The 21,307-nt window shown below is 69.8% G+C and carries 19 protein-coding genes; 8 read left to right on the top strand and 11 right to left on the bottom strand.

Annotation, left to right across the window (positions count from 1 at the left end):
- Positions 1–358: 358 nt before the first annotated feature.
- Both ACNTAO_RS05360 and endA read right to left on the bottom strand, forming a co-directional pair.
- Entirely contained in the window at positions 359–1,951 is a 1,593-nt protein-coding gene (locus tag ACNTAO_RS05360) for a tryptophan--tRNA ligase (protein WP_435160945.1), read from the bottom strand.
- A 62-nt stretch (positions 1,952–2,013) separates the two neighbouring features.
- Positions 2,014–3,243, bottom strand: a complete 1,230-nt coding sequence (gene endA / locus ACNTAO_RS05355; RefSeq protein ID WP_435160944.1) for a tRNA-intron lyase — start codon at positions 3,241–3,243, stop codon at positions 2,014–2,016.
- 152 nt (positions 3,244–3,395) lie between these two features.
- On the opposite strand from endA, the gene ACNTAO_RS05350 reads away from it, so the two are divergent.
- Complete coding sequence (locus tag ACNTAO_RS05350; RefSeq protein WP_435160943.1) at positions 3,396–5,675, top strand: AAA family ATPase; 2,280 nt, start codon at positions 3,396–3,398, stop codon at positions 5,673–5,675.
- 31 nt (positions 5,676–5,706) lie between these two features.
- Here the strand turns inward: ACNTAO_RS05350 and ACNTAO_RS05345 are convergent, their stop codons facing one another.
- The 3 genes from ACNTAO_RS05345 to lwrS all read right to left on the bottom strand — a co-directional run bounded on the left by ACNTAO_RS05345 (position 5,707) and on the right by lwrS (position 7,132).
- Positions 5,707–6,201: a CopG family ribbon-helix-helix protein gene (locus tag ACNTAO_RS05345; protein WP_435160942.1), complete on the bottom strand. Its 495-nt coding sequence runs from the start codon at positions 6,199–6,201 to the stop codon at positions 5,707–5,709.
- A gap of 143 nt (positions 6,202–6,344) precedes the next feature.
- Positions 6,345–6,653 (bottom strand): PadR family transcriptional regulator, encoded by a 309-nt coding sequence (locus ACNTAO_RS05340; protein WP_435160941.1) that lies wholly within the window; start codon positions 6,651–6,653, stop codon positions 6,345–6,347.
- A gap of 110 nt (positions 6,654–6,763) precedes the next feature.
- Complete coding sequence (lwrS, locus tag ACNTAO_RS05335) at positions 6,764–7,132, bottom strand: LWR-salt protein (RefSeq protein WP_435160940.1); 369 nt, start codon at positions 7,130–7,132, stop codon at positions 6,764–6,766.
- Between the two features lie 106 nt (positions 7,133–7,238).
- Between lwrS and uppS the strand changes: the two genes are divergently transcribed.
- A complete protein-coding gene (uppS, locus tag ACNTAO_RS05330; RefSeq protein ID WP_435160939.1) occupies positions 7,239–8,216 on the top strand; it encodes a polyprenyl diphosphate synthase in 978 nt (325 codons plus the stop codon).
- Between the two features lie 26 nt (positions 8,217–8,242).
- Here the strand turns inward: uppS and ACNTAO_RS05325 are convergent, their stop codons facing one another.
- Both ACNTAO_RS05325 and ACNTAO_RS05320 read right to left on the bottom strand, forming a co-directional pair.
- A complete protein-coding gene (locus tag ACNTAO_RS05325; protein WP_435160938.1) occupies positions 8,243–8,701 on the bottom strand; it encodes an NOB1 family endonuclease in 459 nt (152 codons plus the stop codon).
- On the bottom strand, positions 8,701–8,946 hold the full coding sequence (locus tag ACNTAO_RS05320; protein WP_435160937.1) for a PRC-barrel domain-containing protein: 246 nt from the start codon (positions 8,944–8,946) through the stop codon (positions 8,701–8,703). Before ACNTAO_RS05320 ends, ACNTAO_RS05325 begins: the two co-directional genes overlap by 1 nt.
- A 137-nt stretch (positions 8,947–9,083) precedes the next feature.
- Between ACNTAO_RS05320 and infB the strand changes: the two genes are divergently transcribed.
- Positions 9,084–10,877 carry a translation initiation factor IF-2 gene (gene infB, locus ACNTAO_RS05315; protein WP_435160936.1) on the top strand — a complete coding sequence of 598 codons (1,794 nt, stop codon included), beginning with the start codon at positions 9,084–9,086 and terminating at the stop codon, positions 10,875–10,877.
- 73 nt (positions 10,878–10,950) lie between these two features.
- Positions 10,951–11,130 carry a DUF7987 family protein gene (locus tag ACNTAO_RS05310; protein ID WP_435160935.1) on the top strand — a complete coding sequence of 60 codons (180 nt, stop codon included), beginning with the start codon at positions 10,951–10,953 and terminating at the stop codon, positions 11,128–11,130.
- A 39-nt stretch (positions 11,131–11,169) separates the two neighbouring features.
- Here ACNTAO_RS05310 and ACNTAO_RS05305 read toward each other — a convergent pair whose 3' ends face one another.
- Positions 11,170–11,967, bottom strand: a complete 798-nt coding sequence (locus tag ACNTAO_RS05305) for a bacteriorhodopsin (protein ID WP_435161357.1) — start codon at positions 11,965–11,967, stop codon at positions 11,170–11,172.
- A gap of 220 nt (positions 11,968–12,187) precedes the next feature.
- Between ACNTAO_RS05305 and ACNTAO_RS05300 the strand changes: the two genes are divergently transcribed.
- The 3 genes from ACNTAO_RS05300 (at position 12,188) to ACNTAO_RS05290 (ending at position 16,130) form a co-directional block, all read left to right on the top strand.
- Entirely contained in the window at positions 12,188–12,604 is a 417-nt protein-coding gene (locus ACNTAO_RS05300; protein ID WP_435160934.1) for a plastocyanin/azurin family copper-binding protein, read from the top strand.
- A gap of 100 nt (positions 12,605–12,704) precedes the next feature.
- Positions 12,705–13,577: a sulfite exporter TauE/SafE family protein gene (locus tag ACNTAO_RS05295; RefSeq protein ID WP_435160933.1), complete on the top strand. Its 873-nt coding sequence runs from the start codon at positions 12,705–12,707 to the stop codon at positions 13,575–13,577.
- Between the two features lie 3 nt (positions 13,578–13,580).
- The gene (locus ACNTAO_RS05290; RefSeq protein WP_435160932.1) at positions 13,581–16,130 is read left to right on the top strand and encodes a heavy metal translocating P-type ATPase; all 2,550 of its coding nucleotides are present in this window, start codon (positions 13,581–13,583) and stop codon (positions 16,128–16,130) included.
- A gap of 27 nt (positions 16,131–16,157) precedes the next feature.
- Here ACNTAO_RS05290 and ACNTAO_RS05285 read toward each other — a convergent pair whose 3' ends face one another.
- Positions 16,158–17,963, bottom strand: a complete 1,806-nt coding sequence (locus ACNTAO_RS05285) for a S9 family peptidase (protein ID WP_435160931.1) — start codon at positions 17,961–17,963, stop codon at positions 16,158–16,160.
- A gap of 102 nt (positions 17,964–18,065) precedes the next feature.
- Between ACNTAO_RS05285 and ACNTAO_RS05280 the strand changes: the two genes are divergently transcribed.
- Positions 18,066–19,112: a glycosyltransferase gene (locus tag ACNTAO_RS05280; RefSeq protein ID WP_435160930.1), complete on the top strand. Its 1,047-nt coding sequence runs from the start codon at positions 18,066–18,068 to the stop codon at positions 19,110–19,112.
- A 21-nt stretch (positions 19,113–19,133) separates the two neighbouring features.
- Here ACNTAO_RS05280 and ACNTAO_RS05275 read toward each other — a convergent pair whose 3' ends face one another.
- Together ACNTAO_RS05275 and mfnA are read right to left on the bottom strand one after the other, a co-directional pair.
- Complete coding sequence (locus ACNTAO_RS05275) at positions 19,134–19,793, bottom strand: halocyanin domain-containing protein (RefSeq protein ID WP_435160929.1); 660 nt, start codon at positions 19,791–19,793, stop codon at positions 19,134–19,136.
- Positions 19,794–19,861: 68 nt separating this feature from the next.
- The gene (gene mfnA, locus ACNTAO_RS05270) at positions 19,862–20,929 is read right to left on the bottom strand and encodes a tyrosine decarboxylase MfnA (protein WP_435160928.1); all 1,068 of its coding nucleotides are present in this window, start codon (positions 20,927–20,929) and stop codon (positions 19,862–19,864) included.
- Positions 20,930–21,307: the final 378 nt, after the last annotated feature.

Below are 21,307 nucleotides of genomic sequence, written 5' to 3'. Positions count from 1 at the left end.
GCTCACCGCGGTGGGTTCACCGGTACGACCACCAGTCGACGACTCGCCTCGCCCGATCACGCACACGTCAGTCCACCGTACGCTGCGGTGGCGCGCGCCTCGCGAGGTCGCCGCAGGCGGGCTCGCGAGCGCGTGCGAAGGATGAGCGAGTCGCCCGTGGGCGACGAGCGAATCGGCTGGGGAGGGTGTGGCCCAACTGGTGTCCGGTGGTCGCGCGGTCGTCTCGGTCACACGGCCACCGTCACACGCGTATTGGGGAGGGCATGGCTGAAAGGATCGCCTGGAGGTCACGGATCGTCTCGATCACACAGCTACCGCCAGACGCGCGTCTAGGACCGACCTCTCCCACCCTCGGCGCTCAGTGCTCGCCGCCGGTTCCGCGCCGGTCCGAGTCGAGGTCGATATCGAGGTCCGCGAGCACGGCCTCGGCCTCCGCACGCTTCTCTTGATGCTCGGCGAGGAACTCCCGCATCATCGTCGCCGCCTGTTCTTTACATCCGCCACAGAGGCGCTCGCCGTTCACACACTCCGTGTACACCTCGGCGGCGAGCCCGTCGTCGTCGTTCGCGAGCAGGTACGCGTACAGCTCGTAGACGGGACACTCGTCGGCCTCGCCGCCGAGTTCGCGCTGTTTCGCTGCGGTCTCTCGGCCGCCGGTCGTCGCCGACGTCACCTTGTCGTAGCCGTCTTCGGGGTCGTCGAGCAGCGAGATGTGACTCGCCGGGATCGACGACGACATCTTCCCGCCGGTGAGCCCGGTCATGAACCGGTGGTAGATCGACGACGGCTGGCGGAACCCGAAGCCGTCGTGGTCGATCTCCACGTCTCGGGCCAGCGACTCGGCCTCGTCGTGGGTGAGGTCGAAAGCGTCGACGTGGCCCTCGAAGACGCGTTTCTCGCCGTCGACCGCCTCGATGAGCGCCTCGAACGCCGCCTCGGTCGCGTTGCGGTCGAGGAACCGCACCCGCGGCCGGAGCGGCTCTTTTCCCCCGGCGCGAAGCGTCTCTACCGCGCTCGGCTTGGCCGCCCGCAGCGTGTCGCCCGCCTCGCCCGCCGGCGGATCGTAGTCGGCGAGCCACTCGGCGGCCTCGGCGGAGCGAACGTCGTCTCCCTCGTTGCCCGTCGGTGTGAGCGCGTCGTAGGCCGTCCGCACGAGTTGCCGCTCGTCGTCGTCGAGCTCGAAGCTCGCGAACGCCTCGGTCACTTTGAAGTACCGGACGCGGGTCGCGAGGTCCCGCGTGAGCCGGACGTGGGGATCCTGGTCGGGCCCCACGGGGATCACCGTCGGCTTCGGCTCGTCGACGAGCTGTGGGTAGAGGATGTCCGCGGTCTGGGTGACCACGCTCTGCATGTGCGAGACGTTCGTCTCGCCGTCGAAGCCGTAGATCGCCTCGAACTCGGAGAAGTTGGCCTTCGCGCCGAGCTCGAAGCCGAGGTCCTGGACCGCCCGGTTGTCCGATTGTCGGTAGAGCTCGCCCGCCTCGGGGTCGAACCCGAGCGCGAGCAGCGAGAGCAGGTAGCTCCGGGCGTGCTCGTCGATCTCGTCCCACGACATCCCGCGTGCGGCGTGCGCCTCGAGGTCGGCGATCAGCCCGAAGACGTCGCCACCCTGTCGCTGGTGCCAGATCAGCTCGTCGAAGACGAGCTTGTGACCGATGTGCGGGTCGCCGGTGGGCATGAACCCGGAGAGCGCCGCGAACGGCTCGTCGTTCGCCATCGCCTCGGCGACCGCGTCGTACTCGCGGTGACCGAAGATGACGCCCCGACGCATGAGGTAGTGTGGAGCCGGCACGTCGTCGACGACCTCGTCGAAGGCCTCGATGCCGAACTCAGCGAAGAGGTCGGCGTAGTCGCCGACCGACGCCGACCCCCACGGGTCGAGCGCGACGTCCTCGGTCGACCCGTCGGCGCGCCCGGTCCCGCCGTCCGTGCGGGGGATGTCTCCGTCCATACGCCCTATCCCGGCGGTCGAGGCAAAAACCGTTCGTTTGGGGTGGCGATCAAGACCGATCCCTACGGCGTCAGCCGTCCGACCGAGAGCCACCGGATCGCGTCGTCGACCGTGCTCCCACCGCGTTGTCGCACACCCGCTTCGTCGACGACCGCGAACACCAACTCCTTGCGAACCCCGCCCGCCAGCCGGACGTCAAGCGAGAGCTCGCGGGGCGTGAACCGATGACCCGGCTGCACGACGCGCACGAGGTGCGCCGAGTGGGGGAGGTCGTCGACGGTGTCGACGTCGCGGTACGTCCGAAAGTCGGCACCGAACTTGAACCCGGTCTTCGGGACGGTCTGGCGCGCACGGAGGGCGCGGTAGACGGCGAGCCGACGGTCGAACCGGTCGCCCTCGACAGCTCGTCCGCGATCGAGGATCGTCGCCACGGCGGCCGCAGGGTCGGCCGCGCGCGACGCATCCGTCGCAGCCGCCTCAACGTCGTCCGCCCCACTCACATCGTCCGCCGCGTCGACGCCGTCCACTCCGTTCACACCGCCCGGCGCGTCCGTGAGCTGCAGTACGCCGTCGGCGGCGAGCGAGGCGGCCTCAAGCAGCGAGAGCTGCAGGACTCCCTCGACGGCGGCCGCCCGGCCGGTGAGTGGCTGGCCGTAGAAGCCGCGTTCGTACAGCGCGTCGGGGGCGTCCCAGAGGACGACCCGGTCGCCGACCACCTCGCCGGTCAGCGTCGACGGCGGGTCGTACCGCGTCGCCCCCGTGACGTCGGCCGTCTCGGCCGCGAAGTAGGTGATGTCGCTCTCCTCGTCGACGACCGCGAGCGTCTGTCCGGAGAGCCCGTCGACCGGAATCGACTCGCGCTCGCCAACGACGCGAACCGGATGCTCGACCGCACCCGCTCGCGGCGTCGACCCCCGCTCGTAGGCGACGAAGTCGACCGCGTCCGGAACGTCGGCGCGCCCACCGGGCCACGGCTCGCGGGCGGGCGAGAGGTAGAACCCGCGGTCGCGGAGGTCGGCGTAGACGAGGTACCGCGTGAAGAAGCCGTCGACGGCCGCGGTGCTGTCGGCGACGAACCGCCGGAAGCCGACGGGGCCAGCCGCCCCGGCTCCGTCACCGAGGGTGACACCCGCGAGGTCGCCGCGAAACAACAGGTGGGCCGTCTCGACCCGCGAGAGCGCGATCGCGTTCCCGTCGAGCGGGCGGCCGTAGCCGCGCGAGTCGTGAAAGCGCTGGCGGGCGTCGCCGCCGACGCGGACCGACTCGCCTCGAAGCTCCCCAGTCGGGTGCATGTCCGCACAGCCGGGTGGACCGGGTAAGGCGATTGCGGTCGACGGCGGGTGCCGGGGAGCCGACTGCCCCGCCGTCGGCGATGGGCGACGAGTCCTCCGGACGCCAGGGGGCCGTCGACAGTGGTAAGGGTCGAGCGATCGGATCGAGACACATGTCTGAGACCGCCCGCCTCACCCTCACCGTCCGCGCCGCGGAGAAGCGCGACGCCGGCCGAGGGATCGCCAGACTCCCCGAAGCGGCACGCAAGCGGCTCGGCCTGCTCAGCGGCGACACGGTGCGGATCGACGGCGACCGGTCGGCCGTCGCGAAGGTGTGGCCGGCCGGCCCGGAGGCGGCCGGTGACGTCGTGCTCATCGACGCCGACACCAGGGCCAACGCCGGCGTCAAGGTCGGCGACGCCGTGGCCGTCGCGCCGGTCGACGTCGCGGACGCCGACCGGGTCGTGATCGAAGCCCCGTCGGCGCTCGCCACGGCCGACGTGAGCCGAGACGTCGTCGAGCGGGCCCTCGCTCGCGACCTCCGTGACCGGCCCGTCACCCGCGGGGAGGCGGTCCACGTCGAGCGACTGGGCGGCCTCCGGTTCGTCGTTGGGCAGACCGACCCGACCGGTACCGTCCGCGTCACCGACGACACGACCGTCGCACTCGCCGAGGACGCCCTGCGCGACGCGGCCGGCGAATCGGGCGACGAAAGCGCCGACGAGCCGGTCACCGGCGGGACATCCGTCGGCACCACGACCGCCGGCGACGCGGCCGCTGGCGGTGCGACTACTGGTGACAGGACCGCCGGCGACGCGACCGGCTCGGGTCGCGACGAGCCCGCGCCGCCGGCCGAACACACCGCGGGGGCGACATACGAGGACATCGGTGGCCTTGACGAGGAGCTGGAGCTGGTCCGCGAGACGATCGAGCTCCCGCTCTCGGAGCCGGAGGTGTTCACCCGGCTCGGGATCGACCCCCCGAAGGGCGTCCTGCTCCACGGGCCGCCGGGCACGGGGAAGACGCTCATCGCCCGGGCGGTCGCCAACGAGGTTGACGCGGAGTTCTTCACCATCGACGGCCCGGCGATCATGTCGAAGTACAAAGGCGAGAGCGAAGAACGACTTCGGGAGGTGTTCGAGCGGGCCGAGGCGGCCGCACCGGCCATCGTCTTCTTCGACGAGATCGACTCGATCGCCGCCGAGCGCGACGACGGCGGCGACGTAGAGAACCGCGTCGTCGGCCAACTCCTCTCGCTCATGGACGGGCTCGACGCGCGCGGCGACGTCCTCGTGATCGGCGCGACGAACCGCGTCGACACGCTCGACCCCGCGCTGCGACGCGGCGGCCGGTTCGACCGCGAGGTCGAGATCGGGGTACCCGGCGAGGCGGGCCGGCGACAGATCCTCGACGTGCACACCCGGCGGATGCCCCTCGGCGACGACGTCGACCTCGACCGCCTGGCGGCACGGACGCACGGGTTCGTCGGTGCCGACATCGAGTCGCTCGCCCAGGAGGCGGCGATGACCGCGCTCCGACGGGCCCGCACCGACGACGACGAGTCGCCGACGTCGGTGACCGTTCGGGCGAGAGATTTCGAGGCCGCCCGCGCCGCGGTCGAGCCGAGCGCGATGCGCGAGTACGTCGCCGAACAGCCGACGACCGACTTCACCGACGTCGGGGGGCTCGAGGCCGCCAAGTCGAAGCTGGAGCGCGCGGTGAACTGGCCGCTCTCGTACGGACCGCTGTTCGAGGCCGCCAACGCCGACCCGCCGACGGGCATCCTCCTGTACGGACCGCCGGGCACCGGCAAGACGCTGCTCGCGCGGGCCATCGCCGGCGAGAGCGGCGTGAACTTCATCGAGGTCGCCGGGCCGGAGCTGCTCGATCGCTACGTCGGCGAGTCCGAGAAGGCCGTGCGCGACCTCTTCGACCGCGCCAGACAGGCCGCGCCCGTGATCGTCTTCTTCGACGAGATCGATGCGATCGCGACCGCCCGTGACGGGGTCGGCGGGGGTGACTCCGGCGTGGGCGAGCGGGTCGTCTCGCAGCTGTTGACCGAACTCGACCGCGCGAGCGACGACCCGAACCTCGCCGTGGTGGCGGCGACGAACCGGCGGGACGCACTCGACCCCGCGCTGTTGCGTCCCGGTCGCCTGGAGACCCACATCGAGGTGCCGGCGCCAGACGACGAGACCCGCCGCGCGGTGTTCGCGGTTCACACAGCGGAGACACCGCTCGCGGACGACGTCGACCTCGACGACCTCGCGGCCGAGACGGCGGGGTACTCCGGTGCAGAGATCGCAGCGGTGTGTCGCGAGGCGGCGATGCACGCGATAGAGCGGGTCGCCGACGAACACGGCTCGGCGGCCGTCGACCACGCCGACGAGGTGCTCGTCGGGTCCGCAGACTTCGACGCGGCACTCGAGGCGGTGTCGCCCGCAGGTCCCTGATCGACCGAGACTCGCCGAGAGCCGCACCAGATTAGTCGTGGCCGTGCTCTGTGTCGCCGCCCGCGCCGTGGGCGGCCGCCCCATCGTCGGCAGCGGCCGCCTCGTCGATGGCGCCGGCACCGAAGTCGTCGACCGGTGTCACGCTGTAGTCGACGGTGAGGGTGTCTTTCGTGGCGCGGATCTTGCCGACGAACGTCGATATCTCCGCGAGTTGCCCCTCGAGGATGAACAGCTCCATACAGTATCGCGAGGCGACGTGGGTGTGGAAGTTCGAGACCACGAGCGTCTCGTGTTCGTGTCGGAGGTGCATCATCCGTTCTTCGACGCTCGTCGTCTCGTAATCGAAGAGGACGGTGACGACGGCCATGAGCTGTCGCTCCTCGAGACGGGCGTCCTCGAACTCACCGAGGAGGTTCCGGGAGGCCTCTCTGACCACCTCACTCCGGCCGGTGTAGCCGTGTTCGTCCGAGAACTCGTCGATACGGTTCAACAGCTCCTCCGGCATCGAGACGCTGACGACGGTCATGATAATAACACAGACGCCAGTAGTTGTTACTCCTTTGGGTCCGCGTGGCGTCTCGGTGCGGTCGGCTGCCGCTCGGCGGAGCGGATCGACGCAGGGACAATCGACGCGAGGACCGAGCACCACACGCGGGGCGAACGGAGAACTCACTCGGCGGGCGACGGGTCGTCTCCGCGGTGGGCGTCGATCTGCGCCGAGAGCCACGCGTGGTGCTCGAGGAGGGCCGCCTCGCCCGCCGACGAGAGCGCGTAAACGTCCGCGAGTCCCTCCCGGCGACGGGTGAGGTATCCGGTCTCGACGAGCGACGAGAGGGTCGCATAGAAGCTCTGCGGGTCGATTCGCTCGTCGTAGTGCCGCTCGATCCGGGCTTTGATCGACTGTGCGCGCAACTCGCCGGCCGCGTACACCACCGCACAACAGTCGCGCCGACGGCCGCTGTGGAACCACTTCGCCATGCAGACTCGTCCGTCGCCAGCGTCTCCACGGTTTCGGTCCCGTCCGCGGGGGTCGATGCCCCGACGGTCACAGTGACGGATCGCCGCCGGCGTCGGTGAGGCGCTCGGCCTCAGGATTCCCGAACGTGCACCGAGGATCCGAGGTACTTGTGGAGGACCTCGTCGACGCCGTCGGCCTCGAATCGGGAGAGATCGGCCGCGATCGCCGTCTCGAGCGCGTCGAGGTACGCCCGGTCGGTCCGCAGCTCGCGGAACGCGGCCTTCACGACGGTGACGCCGAGTCGGTCGCCGAGAAACGCCCTCGTCGAGGGCTCGTCGCTCACGGACCCGCGCCAGAGCCGATCGCGGAACAACAGCCACCCCTCGGTGTCGGGCTCGGGGGCAGACACCTCGACGACCGTCTCGAACCGATCGGGCGAGACACTGACACGGTCCGGATCCAGTTCGAACGTCACACGAAAGACGTAGGCGGCGTTCACGGCCACCTCGTCAGCATGACGACGAATAGCGGTTTCGGCGATTCTCGCGTGGTGTCGACGAAGCGAAACGACAAGCTACATACCGACGTACGACACAGACCTGGCTATGTTGACCCGGCTCCGCTCGGCCGCAGAGCGCGCGTACCTCCGGTACCTGCGGCGACGGATCGAGACGGTGCCGACCCACGTCGCCGTGATCCAGGACGGCAACCGCCGGTACGCCCGCGACCGCGGCGCAGCGCCCCCAGACGGCCATCGCGCCGGTGCAGACACGACCGAACGCGTGCTCGACTGGTGTGCCGACGTCGGCGTCTCCGAGCTGACGCTGTACGCGTTCTCGACCGAGAACTTCGCGCGTCCCGACGCGGAGCTGGAGCCGCTGTTCGACCTACTCGAGGCCAAACTCCGCGAGTTCGCCGACGCCGACCGGGTCCACGACCAGGGCGTCCAGATCCGGGCACTCGGCGACGTCGAGCGGCTCCCGCGGCGGGTCCGCGAGGCGGTCGCGTACGCCGAGCGTCGCACCGAGCGAAACGACCAGTTCACGCTGAACGTCGCACTCGCGTACGGCGGGCGGACGGAGCTGCTCGATGCCGCCCGCGGCGTCGCCCGCGACGTCGCCGACGGCCGGCTCGACCCCGACGACGTGGACACCGAGACGGTCGAAGCGCGGCTCTACGACCGGCCGGTGCGCGATGTCGACCTGATCGTCCGGACCGGCGGCGACGAACGCACCTCGAACTTCCTCCCCTGGCACGCGAACGGCAACGAGGCGGCCGTCTACTTCTGTACCCCGTACTGGCCGGAGTTCTCCGAGGTCGACTTCATGCGGGCGATCCGAACGTACCAGTCGAGGGACGAGTCGTGGCAGCGGGCGCGAGCCGAGCGCGCGGCGGCGCTCGTTCGGGCGGTCGCCGAGGTTGAACTCGCGGAGGCCCGACGGGTGGCGCGTCGGCTTCGAGACCGGCTCCCACGGGCGGACGAGGAGGTCGTCGCAGCGCTCGCCGATACCGGGACGCGGTCGTCGGTCGTCGGGGCGGCCGACGGTGACGCCGACCGCGACGACGCCGGGACGGCGGACTGAGACGCGTTGTGGCCGGGACGGCGGACTCAGGCCGGGTTCTTCCGGGTCAGGTCGCTGCCACAGATCGGACAGCGCTCGCGCTGCTCGTCGAACGTTCGGCCGCACCCCACGCACTGAAACCGCCACTCGCGCGCCTCCGTGATTCCGTCGCGGGCGATCGGCTCGATGTCCAAGTCGAGCCGCTCTGCGACGTTCTGCATCGCGTAGTCGTCGGTGACGAGCATCGCGTCCAACTCGAGGGCGGTCGCGACGAGTCTGACGTCGGTCTCGGAGAGCTCGTCGGCGTCTCCGGACCCACGTGCTGCGCGCTCGACGGTCGTCACCACCTCGGGTGCCGGGACGTGAATCGTCATCCCCGATCCCTCCATCGCGTCGAACCGAAGTGCGGTCTCACCTTCGAGCTCGTCGTGGACCGCCGGGACCGACACCACGGCGTCGTCCGTGGTGTACTCGTGGATGAACGCAGACGTGTCGAGTACTCTCATCAGCGGCCGACGACGATGTAGTCTTTGACCGCCTGCACGTTCGCGACGGGCACCTGAAGCCGCCCGGCGTCGTCGCGGTCGAACGAGAGCCGCTCGGGGTCGACCCGCTCGTTCGGAGTCACGAGCAGGTCGTTGAGCCGGCCCGACTCGAGGTCCATCGTGATGTTGTACAGGTCCCCGAGCTCCGTCCCGTCCGACCCCATCACCGCCTTCCCGGAGAGGTTCTCCGCGAGGATGTCTGCCATGTGCTCACCTCTCCTGTGCGACGGTATTAAACGCCACGGGGACACGTTCGCGACGACGAAGCGCCGAGACCGTGATGAAACACTTAACTGACGGCCGGGCCGAACGATACGTAACCGACCTTCTCGGGGCGATTCTCATGACTGACGACACACACACGGACACCCTTCGGACGCCGATCGTCGCCGTGCTCGGCCACGTCGATCACGGCAAGACGAGCCTGCTCGACGAGATACGCGGCTCTGCGGTCAGCGAAGGCGAAGCCGGCGCGATCACCCAACACATCGGCGCGACCGACATCCCGCTGTCGACCATCTCCACGATGGCCGGCGAGCTCGTGACGCCCGAGGACTTCGATCTGCCCGGCCTGTTGTTCATCGACACGCCTGGCCACCACTCGTTCTCGACGCTCCGGGCTCGCGGCGGGGCGCTCGCCGACATCGCCGTGCTCGTCGTCGACGTCAACGACGGCTTCCAGCCGCAGACCGAGGAGGCGATAGACATCCTCAGACGCACAGGGACCCCGTTCGTCGTCGCCGCCAACAAGGTGGACACGACCCCCGGGTGGAATCCACAGGACGGCACACCAATCCAGGAGAGCCTGGCGGCGCAGTCGGATCGCGCGCGGTCGATGCTCGATGAGAACCTCTACGAGATCATCGGCCAGCTCTCCGACGCGGGCTTCTCTGCGGACCTCTACTGGCGGGTCCAAGACTTCCAGAAGAACATCGGCGTCGTCCCCGTCTCTGCGATGACCGCCGAGGGAATCCCCGACCTGCTCACGGTGCTCATGGGACTCTCCCAGCGATTCATGCGCGAAGAGATGGCGATCGACGTCTTCGGTCCCGGCGAGGGGACGGTCCTCGAGGTGAAAGACGAACGCGGGTTCGGCGCGACCATCGACACCGTCGTGTACGACGGGGTCGTGCGAAACGGCGACACGGTCGTCGTCGGCGGCCAGGGCGACCCGATCGTCACCGAAGTGCGCGCGCTGTTGCGGCCGCGACCCCTCGAAGAGATCCGCACGGAGAAGCGGTTCGAGAAGGCAGCCGAGGTCAGCGCGGCCGCCGGCGTCAAGATCGCCGCGCCGGACCTCGATGCGGCGATGGCCGGTGCACCCGTTCGTGTCGTGCGCGACCGGCCACAGGAGGAGGTCGTCGCGGAGGTGAACGCCGCACTCGCCGAGATCGAAGTCGACACCGCAGAAGACGGCGTCGTCGTCAAAGCCGACACCCTCGGCTCGCTGGAGGCGATGGCGAACGCGCTCGAAGAAGCCGAGGTGCCGATCATGCGCGCCGAAGTGGGCGACATCGCGCCGCGCGACATCGCCATCGCGGAGACGGCCAACCAGGACGAGCACAAGGCGCTGCTCGGCTTCAACGTCAGCATCCTCCCGAACGCAGCGAACGAACTCGAGAGCGCCGATGTCACCCTGTTCACCAACGACGTCATCTACCAGCTGATAGACGACTACGAGACGTACGTCGAACAACGCAAGCGCGCCCAACAGGAGACCGTCCTCGACAAGGTGGTCCGCCCCGCCCGATTTCGGCTGCTCCCCGATCACACCTTCCGGCAGAACGACCCCGCGGTCGTCGGCGTCGAGGTCCTCGCCGGGACGCTCCAGAACAACCGGAACGTGGGCGCGTTCGAGGGCAACGAGTTCGACCGCCTCGGCACGCTCTCGGGGATCCAAAAACAGGGCGACGACGTCGACGAGGCCCGCGCCGGCGAGCGCGTGAGCATCGCCATCGACGGCCCGACCGTCGGACGCGACATCGAGGAGGGTGACACCCTCTGGAGTGAGGTGCCCGAAAAGCACGCGAAGATCCTCGAACAGGAGTTGAAATCGGAGATCACCGGCGACGAGCGGGAGGCGCTCGCCGCCTACCTCGACACGCGGCGAAAGCGCGACCCGTTCTGGGGGAAGTGATGTCGGTAGCGCTGTCACTACCGACGACGGCGGCCAGTAGCGTCAAGTGACTACTCGAGAACCACACGACACCATGGTCTCCCGCGAGAACGTGATCGTCGCCTGCTGTGTTTCGGCTGGACTGCTGTTGGGGTACGCCGGCCGTGTCGCCACCGACCTGCGGGATCCCATGCTCATCGGCGTCGTCATCTTCGTCGGTGTCGTCCTCCCGCAGGTGCTCACGGAGTGGCGAGACGGGACGGATTCGGCGTGACACGACCGGAAAAAGCGGGGTTGCTGCCGTTCGCGCCGATCAGTCGTCGGCGGGCGTGCCGCGGCTCCCGGCCGCACCGAGTCCGGACGCCATGCTCGCGACGGTTCGCTCGTTGTTGACGACCCACCGCAACAGGAGGAACGCGAAGACGTACTTGGCGACGATGTCCATGCCGCTGTACGCCCACGAGGTGATCGCGACGTCGAGCACCGCGAAGCCCTCCGCACCGAGCGCCCAGAAGAGCGGGTAGCCGAGCCAGAGGACGACGGTCAGGATCTTCAGCGTGTCGAAGATCTCACTCGTGCCGGCCACCTGTGCGTCGTCCGCCCACTCGACGAGCAGGATGTAGAGCACGACCGCGAAGAACGCACAGCTAATCAGGTACCACACCCACCGGAGGAGGTACGAAGAGGTGGTCAACGCGGCGGCGAGTCCGGTCACGCACATGCCGATGTCGGTGACGATCGCGGTCGTCAGCTTCGTGACGTTCGACCCCGCGAGCAGTCCGAGCGCGAGCAGGATCATCGGCGTCGACAACGCCCACGTGAGGTACCGTCCCCACATCGTCAGTACCTCTTCGCCGGCCAGCGCGTGACCGGGCGGCATCTCGAGGAAGCTTACCGTCAGTCCCGACGCGAGGCCGGTGTAACTCGAGATGGAGACGAGCGGCACCATGAGCGTCGCGACGAAGATGAGCTGGGCGCGCGGGTCGTCGACCTGTCGCCCCATGTAGACGAAAAGCAGGATCGACAGCCCTGCCAGCACGATGTTCGCCCAAAACGAGAGGTTCAGTAGCTGGTCGGCCTGTATCGCCTGATACACCTCGGTCTGTCCCATCTCCATCGGGACGCGCCCGAGCGATGCGAACGCCAGATCAGCTGCGGCTAGTTCGTTCATGCGTCGCCCGCACGTTAGTGACGCCCATTATAAATTACCTGACCTGACTGGTATGATACTCGAGGCTCGACCGGCCGCCTCGACGCGCGGACGTCCCTCGACTCATATGTACGCCGGGACCAACCGCGATATTCAAACGCCCGAAGCCCCGATCATCGGCATGCACCGCAGACGGTTTCTCGGACGGGTCGGGGCTGTGAGCGCCGCGGTCGGTGGCTCCCTCTCGGTCGCCGGCTGTCTCGCCGACGAGTACGACGTCGGCATGCTCGCGAGCGGTTACGTTCCCGAGGAGCTGACCGTCGAGGTCGGCGACACGGTGGTCTGGGAGAACACGAGCAGTCGCGGACATACCGTCACCGCCTACCAGGCGGCGATCCCCGACGCGGCCACCTACTTCGCCTCCGGCGGGTTCGACACCGAGTCGGCCGCGCGCGAGGCGTGGACGACCGACTTCGGCGGCCGGCTCGACACCGGCGACCGATTCACCCACGAGTTCGGCGTCGCCGGGCGACACGACTACGTCTGTATCCCCCACGAGACGGGCGGCATGTACGCGACGGTGTTCGTCGAGGAGTGACCGACGCGACGGCCGGAGCGGGCCGACTGGAGCCGGCGTGGTCTCCCCGCGTCGACGAAACGCCTTAGCGCTCCGGGCCCCACGTCCAACGCGTTACACGATGGACCTCACGACGCTGTTCGGCGTGGACGTGCTCTTGTTCCTCGCCATCGGGCTGCTCGGCGGTGCCCACTGTATCGGCATGTGCGGCCCGCTCGTCACGACGTACGCGGCTCGGATGGACCCGGACGCGGGACGGACCGACGGCGGCGGACACGCGGCCGGGTCGGCTCACCAGGGCGGCCGCGGGAGTCACCTCACCACCTACGAGGTCCGCCAGCACGCGCTGTTCAACCTCGGTCGAACCGCGAGCTACACGCTCATCGGGACCGCACTCGGGGCGCTGGGCGGCGCGGTGCTCGTGACGACCGCGACCGTCACCGGGGCTGCGGGGCCGGTCCGCGGTGTCGTCGGCGTCGGCGTCGGCGCCGTGGTCGTCGTCGTCGGGGCGCGCTACGTCCTCGGCGGTGCGACCGGCGGCGTCCACCTCCCCGGACTCGAGCGGGTCACCGGCTGGCTCACGGGCCACGTCGACCGGCTCGCGAACGGGCCGGGCATCGTCGCGCTCGGCGCGATCCACGGACTGCTCCCCTGTCCGATCCTCTACCCGGCGTACCTCTACGCGTTCGCCAGCGGCTCCGCGCTCGCCGGGGGGACCGCGCTCGCCGCGCTGGGGATCGGGACGATGCCGGCCGTCTTCCTCTACGGCACGCTGATCGGCAGCGTCGACGCGGTCCACCGTCGCCGCGTCCACCGACTCCTCGGGGTCGCGTTCGTGATCCTCGGGTACGTCCTGCTCGCACACGGACTGATGGCGCTCGGGATCCACGTCCCGCACCCGATGTTGCCGTTCTGGAACCCGCTCGACACTGGGATGGGGATGAGCGGGATGGAGATGCACAGCGTGTGGATAGTCGGCTCCGGAGGCGGCTGAGCAATGGGGTCGACACAGGCGACCGACGGCGAGTGTACCCTGTGTGCCCTCCCGACTGCGGGCGTCGACGTCGTCGACGGCGACGGCAACGAGTTCTGTTGTGCCGGCTGTCGCGGGGTGTTCGAGACCCTCGGCGACGTCGACGTCGACGCCGACGACGTCGCGGCGAGACGCGAGTCGGCTACAGCAGACGCCACAGCCGAGACGCCGTCGGTCCCGGCCGACCACGAGGCGACGTTTCTCGAGGTCGATGGGATGCACTGTGCGACCTGTGAGGCGTTCATCGAGACGGTCGCGACCCAGACCGAGGGCGTGAGCGCGGCGAGCGCGAGCTACGTCACCGACACGGTCCGGGTCGACCACGACCCCGCGACCGTCTCGACGGCCGACCTCACGGAGACCGTGAGCGGACTCGGCTACAGCGCGTATGACAGAGAGGACGCGTTCTCGCGGCGACGGGCCGACGACCTGGCCACCGCTCGGCTCGCGATCGGCGTGCTCGTCGGGATGGCCGTGATGTTACAGTACATCGTGTTGATCTACCCGACGTACTTCGCGTTCCCCTTCTACAACCAGCGGACGCTCGAGTACCTGAACCAGGCGATGGCGTCGAGTTCGGGGACGTACTTCTTCATCGTCCTCGGCGTGTTGACGACGATCGTCCTCTTCGTCACCGGTCGGCCGATCCTGCGGGGCGCGTACGTGAGCGCCCGGACGCGGTCGCCGAACATGGACCTCCTCGTCGCGATCGCCGCGCTCAGCGCGTACCTCTACAGCACGCTCGCGGTCGCGTTCTTAGAGAGCCCCTCGATCTACTACGACGTGACGGTCGCTATCGTCGTCGTCGTCACCGTGGGGAACCACTACGAGTCGAGCATCAAGTCTCGGGCGACCGAGCTCCTCTCTGATCTCACCGCGGTACAGGTCGATACGGCCCGTCGCCTCGAGGACCCAGCGACTGCCGATGGTGACGCCGACGCGAGTGCGACCGACGCGAGTGCGACCGAGGTCCCTATCGACGACCTCGCGCCGGGCGACCGCGTGCTCGTCCGGGCGGGCGAACGCGTCCCCGTCGATGGCGAGGCGATCGACGGAGACGCGGCCGTCGACGAGTCGGTCGTCACGGGCGAGTCGCTACCGGTACGGAAGACCCCCGGCGACGTCGTCGTCGGGGGGTCGGTCGTCGCCGACGGGTCGCTCGTCGTCGCCGTCGGCCCCGACGCGAGCTCCAGTCTCGACCGGGTCGCGGAGCTCGTCTGGGACCTCCAGAGCGGCACCCACGGGGTCCAGAAGCTCGCCGACCGGCTCGCGACGGTGTTCGTCCCGGTCGTGCTCACGGTCGCTGTCGGGGTCGCTGTCGTCAACCTCGCGCTCGGGGCGGGCGTCGCGGCGGCGATGCTCGTTGCGCTCACCGTGCTCATCGTCTCGTGCCCGTGCGCGCTCGGGCTCGCGACCCCGCTGGCGGTCGCCGCCGGGCTTCGTGACGCGTTAGAACGGTCGATCGTCGTCTTCGACGACACCGTCTTCGAGCGGATCCGCGGCGCCGACACCGTCGTCTTCGACAAGACCGGGACGCTCACCACCGGCGAGATGCGGGTCGTCGACCGCGACGTCGACGACGACCTGCTCGCGCTCGCGGCGGCACTCGAGTCGCGTTCGGCACACCCGGTCGGCGAAGCGATCGCGGCCACACAGACCGACGAGCCGGTCGCCGCCGTGGCCGACCCGAGCGGACGAGCGATGGCCGACGGTGCGGGCGTGGCTACCGGATCGACCCACGCCGACGAGTCGCCGCAGTCCGACGCGTCGACGCCCACGGTCGACGCCTTCGAGAGCCACCCACGTGGCGTCTCCGGCGTCGTCGACGGGACCGAGGTCGTCGTCGGGCATCCGGGACTCTTCGAGGAACGCGGCTGGCGGGTGCCGATGGCCGTCGACGAGGCCGTTACCGCGGCACGAGACGTGGGGCGCGTGCCGGTCGCGGTCGGGCGCGACGGCGCCGCCTCGGGTGTCATCGTCGTCGGCGACGAGCTCCGGTCAGGATGGGCCGAGACGCTCTCGTCGCTCGCCGCGGCCGACGTCGACGTCGTGGTGTTGACCGGCGACGACGCGCGGGCCGCGACCGTCTTCCGCGAGCACGACGCGGTCACCGAGGTGTTCGCCGGGGTCCCGCCCGAAGGCAAAGCCGAGACGGTTGAGCGGCTGAAGGGCCGTGGACGAACCGTGATGGTCGGCGACGGGACGAACGACGCGCCCGCGCTGGCGGCCGCCGACCTCGGCATCGCCCTCGGCGGGGGAACCGCGATGGCGGCCGACGCCGCGGACGTCGCGGTCGTCGACGACGACCTCGCGTCCGTCGAGACCGTCTTCGAGCTCTCGCGGGCCGCCGGCCGACGGGTCAAAGCGAACATTGGGTGGGCGTTCTGTTACAACGCCATCGCGATCCCGCTCGCGGTCACGGGGCTGTTGAATCCGTTGTTCGCGGCGGTCGCGATGGGCCTTTCGAGCCTGCTCGTGGTGACGAACTCCTCGCGGCCGTTGTTGTCTTCGTGAGCGTGGTGCCGTCCTCGACACTCGATGTCAGACGTGGGTGTCGAGAAACTCGACGACGTCACGGTACGCCTCGATCCGATTTTCGAGCTTCGAGAAGCCGTGACCTTCGTCCTCGAAGATCCGTTTCCGGACGGGGACGTCCTGCTCGCGCGCCGCCTCGACGATCGCCTCCGCCTCGCTCACGGGGACCCGTGGGTCGTTCGCGCCGTGGAGGACGAAAAGCGGCGCCTCGATGGCGTCGATGGTGGTGATCGGCGAGATGGACTCGAGGAACTCGCGGTCGGTCTCGAGTGAGCCGTACTCCGCTTCCCGCAGTGTTCGGCGCCAGTCGCCAGTGTTCTCGAGGAACGTGACGAAGTTGGCGATGCCGACGACGTCGACGCCGGCAGCCCACAGGTCGGGGAACTCGGTCAGCGCCGCGAGGACCATGAAGCCGCCGTACGAGCCGCCCATCGCCGCGATGCGGTCAGGATCGACCTCCGGGTGGTCGTGGAGCCACTCGACGGCCGTGCGGAGGTCCTCGACCGCGTCGGGTCGCTTCTCGACGTCGTCCAGGGCGGCGTAGGATCGACCGTATCCGGCCGACCCGCGCACGTTCGGCTCGAAGACGGCGTACCCGGCGTCGAGCAGGTACTGCGTGACGCCGGCGAACGAGGGTCGTCGCTGGGACTCTGGGCCACCGTGGACGTCGACCACGACGGGGTAGCCGTCGGCCGGCGGCTCGCGTTCGGGCAGCGAGACGAACGCCGGTATTTCTCGGCCGTCGAACGTCGGATAGTGCACGAGTGCGGGCTCGATGAACGTCTCTGCGGGAATGCCGGCCGTCGACGCGGTCGTCCACCGCGTGGTCTCGCCGGTGGTCGTCTCGACGACGTGGACGTTCGCGTTCGTCGTCCGGCCAGTGGCGGTCACCGCGAACTGGTCACCGTCTGGACCGAACGAGACGCCCCCAGCGACGCCGGTCGGGAGGTCGGGAGCGGGGAGCGGATCGATGCGGTCGGGCGCGACGAGCTCGCCGACGGCGAGCTCGGTGTAGCCGTCGACGTTTCGCGTGTAGGCGATCCGCCGGGACGACTCCTCAACCATCACCCCGTCGACGTTCCACTCGTCACCGGACTCGACGACGTCGAGCGCGCCGGTGGCGAGGTCGAGCCGCTCGAGCCGGAGCGTGTCGCTCTCGCGGTCGGTGACGCAGTAGACCGCGTCGCCTTCGGGGCCCCACGCCGGGCTCGCGTACCGGACGTCGCCCTCGTGTGGGGTGTGGTGGGTCAACTCGCCGGTGTCGACGGCCAGCGTGTACACGTCGTGGTCGAACGAAGAGTGTGCTTCGTGGACGATCAGCCGGTCGTCGCTGGGCGACCAGCCGGCGACGGAGAGCCAGCCGTCGCCCTCGTGGACGCACTCGGCGTCTGTTCCGGTCTCGGTCCGGCCCTGGACGTACACGTCGAAGACCGACCGGTCGCGCCGGTTCGACGCGAACGCGAACCGCTCGCCGTCGCTGGCCCACCCGCCCCAGCGGTGTTTTGCCGCCGGGTGGGCGGTGCAGTTCGTGATCTGCCCCGACCCGGCGTCGAGCCGGTAGAGCTGTGCGCGTTCGTTGCCGCCCTCGTCCATGCCGAAGACGACCTCCGCGCGCTCCGGAGAGGCGTCGACGAACGTGACGCGCTCGTCGAAGAACGTGTGCTGGGTCGGCCACGCCTGCGGCGACGTAAGCGACCACACCTGTGCAGTGCCAGTCGTGTCGAGGAGGAACCAGACGCGGCCGTCGGCTCCCACGCTCGCCCGGCTCGCGCTCCGCACGTTGAGGTATCGTTCGACGTCGTATCGGGGCATGCGCCACACTACCGTCGCCGCCAGCAAACCGTTTCGGGTCGGACGTCGCCTCGAGTCCGTGTGAGGGCGGGCTTTTTGACCGACGGCGTCGTCAGACGAGCCATGCGCGTCGCCGTCGTCTCGCTGTTTACCCCACAGCACGGGGAGACGCCGGCACGCGCCCGGACACACCGAACCGCGGCCGACCTCGCCGCACGCGGACACGACGTCGTGTGGCTGTGTGCCCGCTGGTGGGGCGGGTCAGTGCAGACGTTCGAGCTGGACGGAATCGCCTACCGGGCCGTGCTCGACGGGCCCTCGCCGACCACGTTCGCGGCACGACTCCCGACCGAGCTTCGCGCGGTCGCTCCCGACGTCGTCCACGCGATAAACACCCCGCCGCTCCCGGCGCTCGCCGCAGTTCTCGCCGGACGACTCGGCGGCCCCCCGGTCCTCGTCGACTGGTGGCGCGAGCACCCGGTCGACTCGCGGACGGTCGCTCGGCACCTCGCACGACGTGCGTCGGTGGTGACGACGCCGACACAGACGACGAAGACGCGGGTTCGTGAGCACGGCGCCACGGACGCGACCGTCGACGTCGTGCCGGAGCGGATCGACGTCGACCGCATCACAGACGCGCCCGTCGACGACCGGTTCGACGCGGTGTACTCCCGTCGGCTCGACCGCCACGCCGGTGCCGAGACGTTCCTCTTGGCGTTGGCCGAACGACGCCGCGACGACTGGACGGCGGCCGTGATCGGCGACGGACCCGAGCGGGACAGACTCGAGGCGGCGGCCGCCGACCTCCGGATCGACGACCGGGTTGCGTTCCTCGGCGACCGGCCGCTCGACGAGCGCGTGGCGATCTTCAGGGGTGCTCACACCTTCGCACAGACCGCAGCGCGTGAGCCGTTCGCGACGGAGCTACTGTGGGCGCTCGCGTGCGGCTGTGTCGGTCTCGTCGAGTACCAGGCAGCGTCCAGTGCCCACGAGCTCGTCGAGGGACGCGAGCGCGGGCGGCTCGTCACGAACCCCGCAGAACTCGCGGACGCGATGGCGGCCGTCGCGGACGCCGACCGGCTGTCTGCCGACCCGACGTTCGAGTCGTACGACCGGTCGGTCGTACTCGAACAGTACCTCGACCGGTACCGGTCGCTCGTCGAGCCGTGAGGGACCGGCCGCGTGTGCCGGCTAGACCTCGTTCTGGGTGACCGTGCCGCCGTACTTCATGAAGACGAACGCGAGCCCGAGCGTGCTCACCATGGCGATGAACGTCGCGATGGTGAGTGCGCGGGCGCCCTCCGGGACGAAGACGGCGCTGCTCGCGCCGCCGCCACCGCCGGTCTCGACGGTCGGGACGTCGCCGCCGACGGCGAGGCCGGCGTGCATGCCGACGGCCGTGTGCGGCACACAGTGGTAGTGGGTGATCCCAGCGTCGTCTTCGGTCACCTCGTACTCGTAGGTGGCGCCCTCTTCGCCGACCGGGTCGCCGCTGTCGAGGCTCGCCGGACCGCCGCCTTCGACCGTCTTCACGTTGTGAGCGCCACCGGCACCGGTCCACTCGAAGGTGATCGTCGTGCCCGGGTCGACCCACAGCTGGGTCGGGTCGAACGCCAGGCCGTTCTCGCCCGCGCCGACGGAGACCGTCACGGAATCTTGTCCCCGGGCGTCCTGGTAGCTGCCGAGGTTCCCGCCCGTGACGCCGCTCGGCCACTCCGGCGCTTCGCTCGCGCCCCCGCCGTCGTCTTGTCCCGCGGCGGTTCCCGTCGCGGCTGCCGTGCCGCCGACGACGGCGACCGACCCGCCTGCCGTCCGCATGAACGCGCGCCGAGAGACGTCGTCCGAACTCATACCCGCGGATTCGTCGTAGTCCGTAGTGAATATGTTGATCCGCACTCGGGCCCGGCGTGAGACGGGACTTACCCCCGAACGCGATCCAGGTCGTCGAGAAACGCACGCAGGACCGACCGGGTGACGTGTGGCATACACACCACCCGGAGCTCGCCGGCCCCGGTCCGCGACACCCGCCAGCCGCGCTCGCGGAGTCGTTCGAACGTCGGTGTCGGTACCGCGGCCGCGACGAGCGGCAGCGTCGGCTCGACCACGTCGTAGCCGCGGTCCGCGAGCGCGCTCGCGAGCCACCGAGCGTTCTCGATCGCCCGACGTGCCGCCGACCGGTACCCGTCCGGCCACAGCGCGTCCAGTGCTGCGACGGTGCCGGCGACGCCCGCCCCGCTTCGGGTGCCGGTGAGCGTCGCCTGTGAGCGGGTCTCGAGGTACGGCGTGTCGACGGCGAGTGCGTCGAGGGCCGCGTCCTCGCGCGCGAGCAGTCCGCCTGCGGGGACCGGTGCCTGGCCGAACTTGTGGGGGTCGATAGTCAGCGTGTCGACGGCCGCGTCGGCGAACGACCACGCGTGGTCGGTGAACGGGAGTACGAACCCGCCCCAGGCCGCGTCGACGTGGAACCGCGCGCCGACGGCCGATGCGACCTCGGACAGCGCCGGGATCGGGTCGACGCGGCCGTACTCCGTGCTGCCGGCGACGCCGACGACGAGAGCGGTCGACTCGTCGGCCGCTGCGGCGACGGCGTCGGGGACGGCCCGGTAGTCGTCGTCGAGCGGGACGGTCCGGAGCTCGACGTCGAGCAGCGACGCGGCCTTGTGGAACGAGAAGTGGACGCTCTCGGGAGCGACGACGCTGACGTCGTCGGTGGTGTGGCGATTTCGCGCCGACCGCACGGCCTGGATGTTGGCCTCCGTGCCGCCGGCAGTGACGTACCCGGCCGCGTCGGCCGGATCCGGGTGGTCGGTCAGCGTTGCGAGCCCTTCGACCGCGCGCGTCTCGAGCGTCCCGATCGTCTCGTAGGTCGCCGGGTCACCCGGATTGCTCGCGAGGAATCGCTCCGCGGCGGCTCTGGCGGCCGGGTGCGGCTCCGTACACATCGACGAGAGGACCCGCTCGAACGACTGCGGCTCCGGCTGTTGCATCGCGTGATCGTTTTCGCGCGCAGGGTTACCAGCTACGATGGCGCGCGCCTCGCGAGGTCGCCGAAGGCGGACTCGCGAGCGCGTGCGAGGGATGAGCGAGGGAGCGAAGCGACCGAGCGAATCGGCTGGGGAGGGTGTGGCTGAAAGGTGTGTCCGGCGGTCACGGGGTCGTGTCCGTCGCGTAGCCCTCGGCATATGCGAGCGAATCGGCTGGGGAGGGTGTGGCCCAACTGATGTCCGGCGGTCGCGCGGTCGTGTCCGTCGCGTAGCCCTCGGCATATGCGAGCGAATCGGCTGGGGAGGGTGTGGCCCAACTGATGTCCGGCTGTCGCGCGGTCGTGTCCGTCGCGTAGCCCTCGGCATATGCGAGCGAATCGG

It is taken from the genome of Halorubrum zhoui (genome assembly GCF_051194155.1).
Lineage (GTDB): Archaea > Halobacteriota > Halobacteria > Halobacteriales > Haloferacaceae > Halorubrum.
Note: the sequence above shows the minus strand (reverse complement) of the source record. Positions and strands in the feature narration are given on the sequence as shown.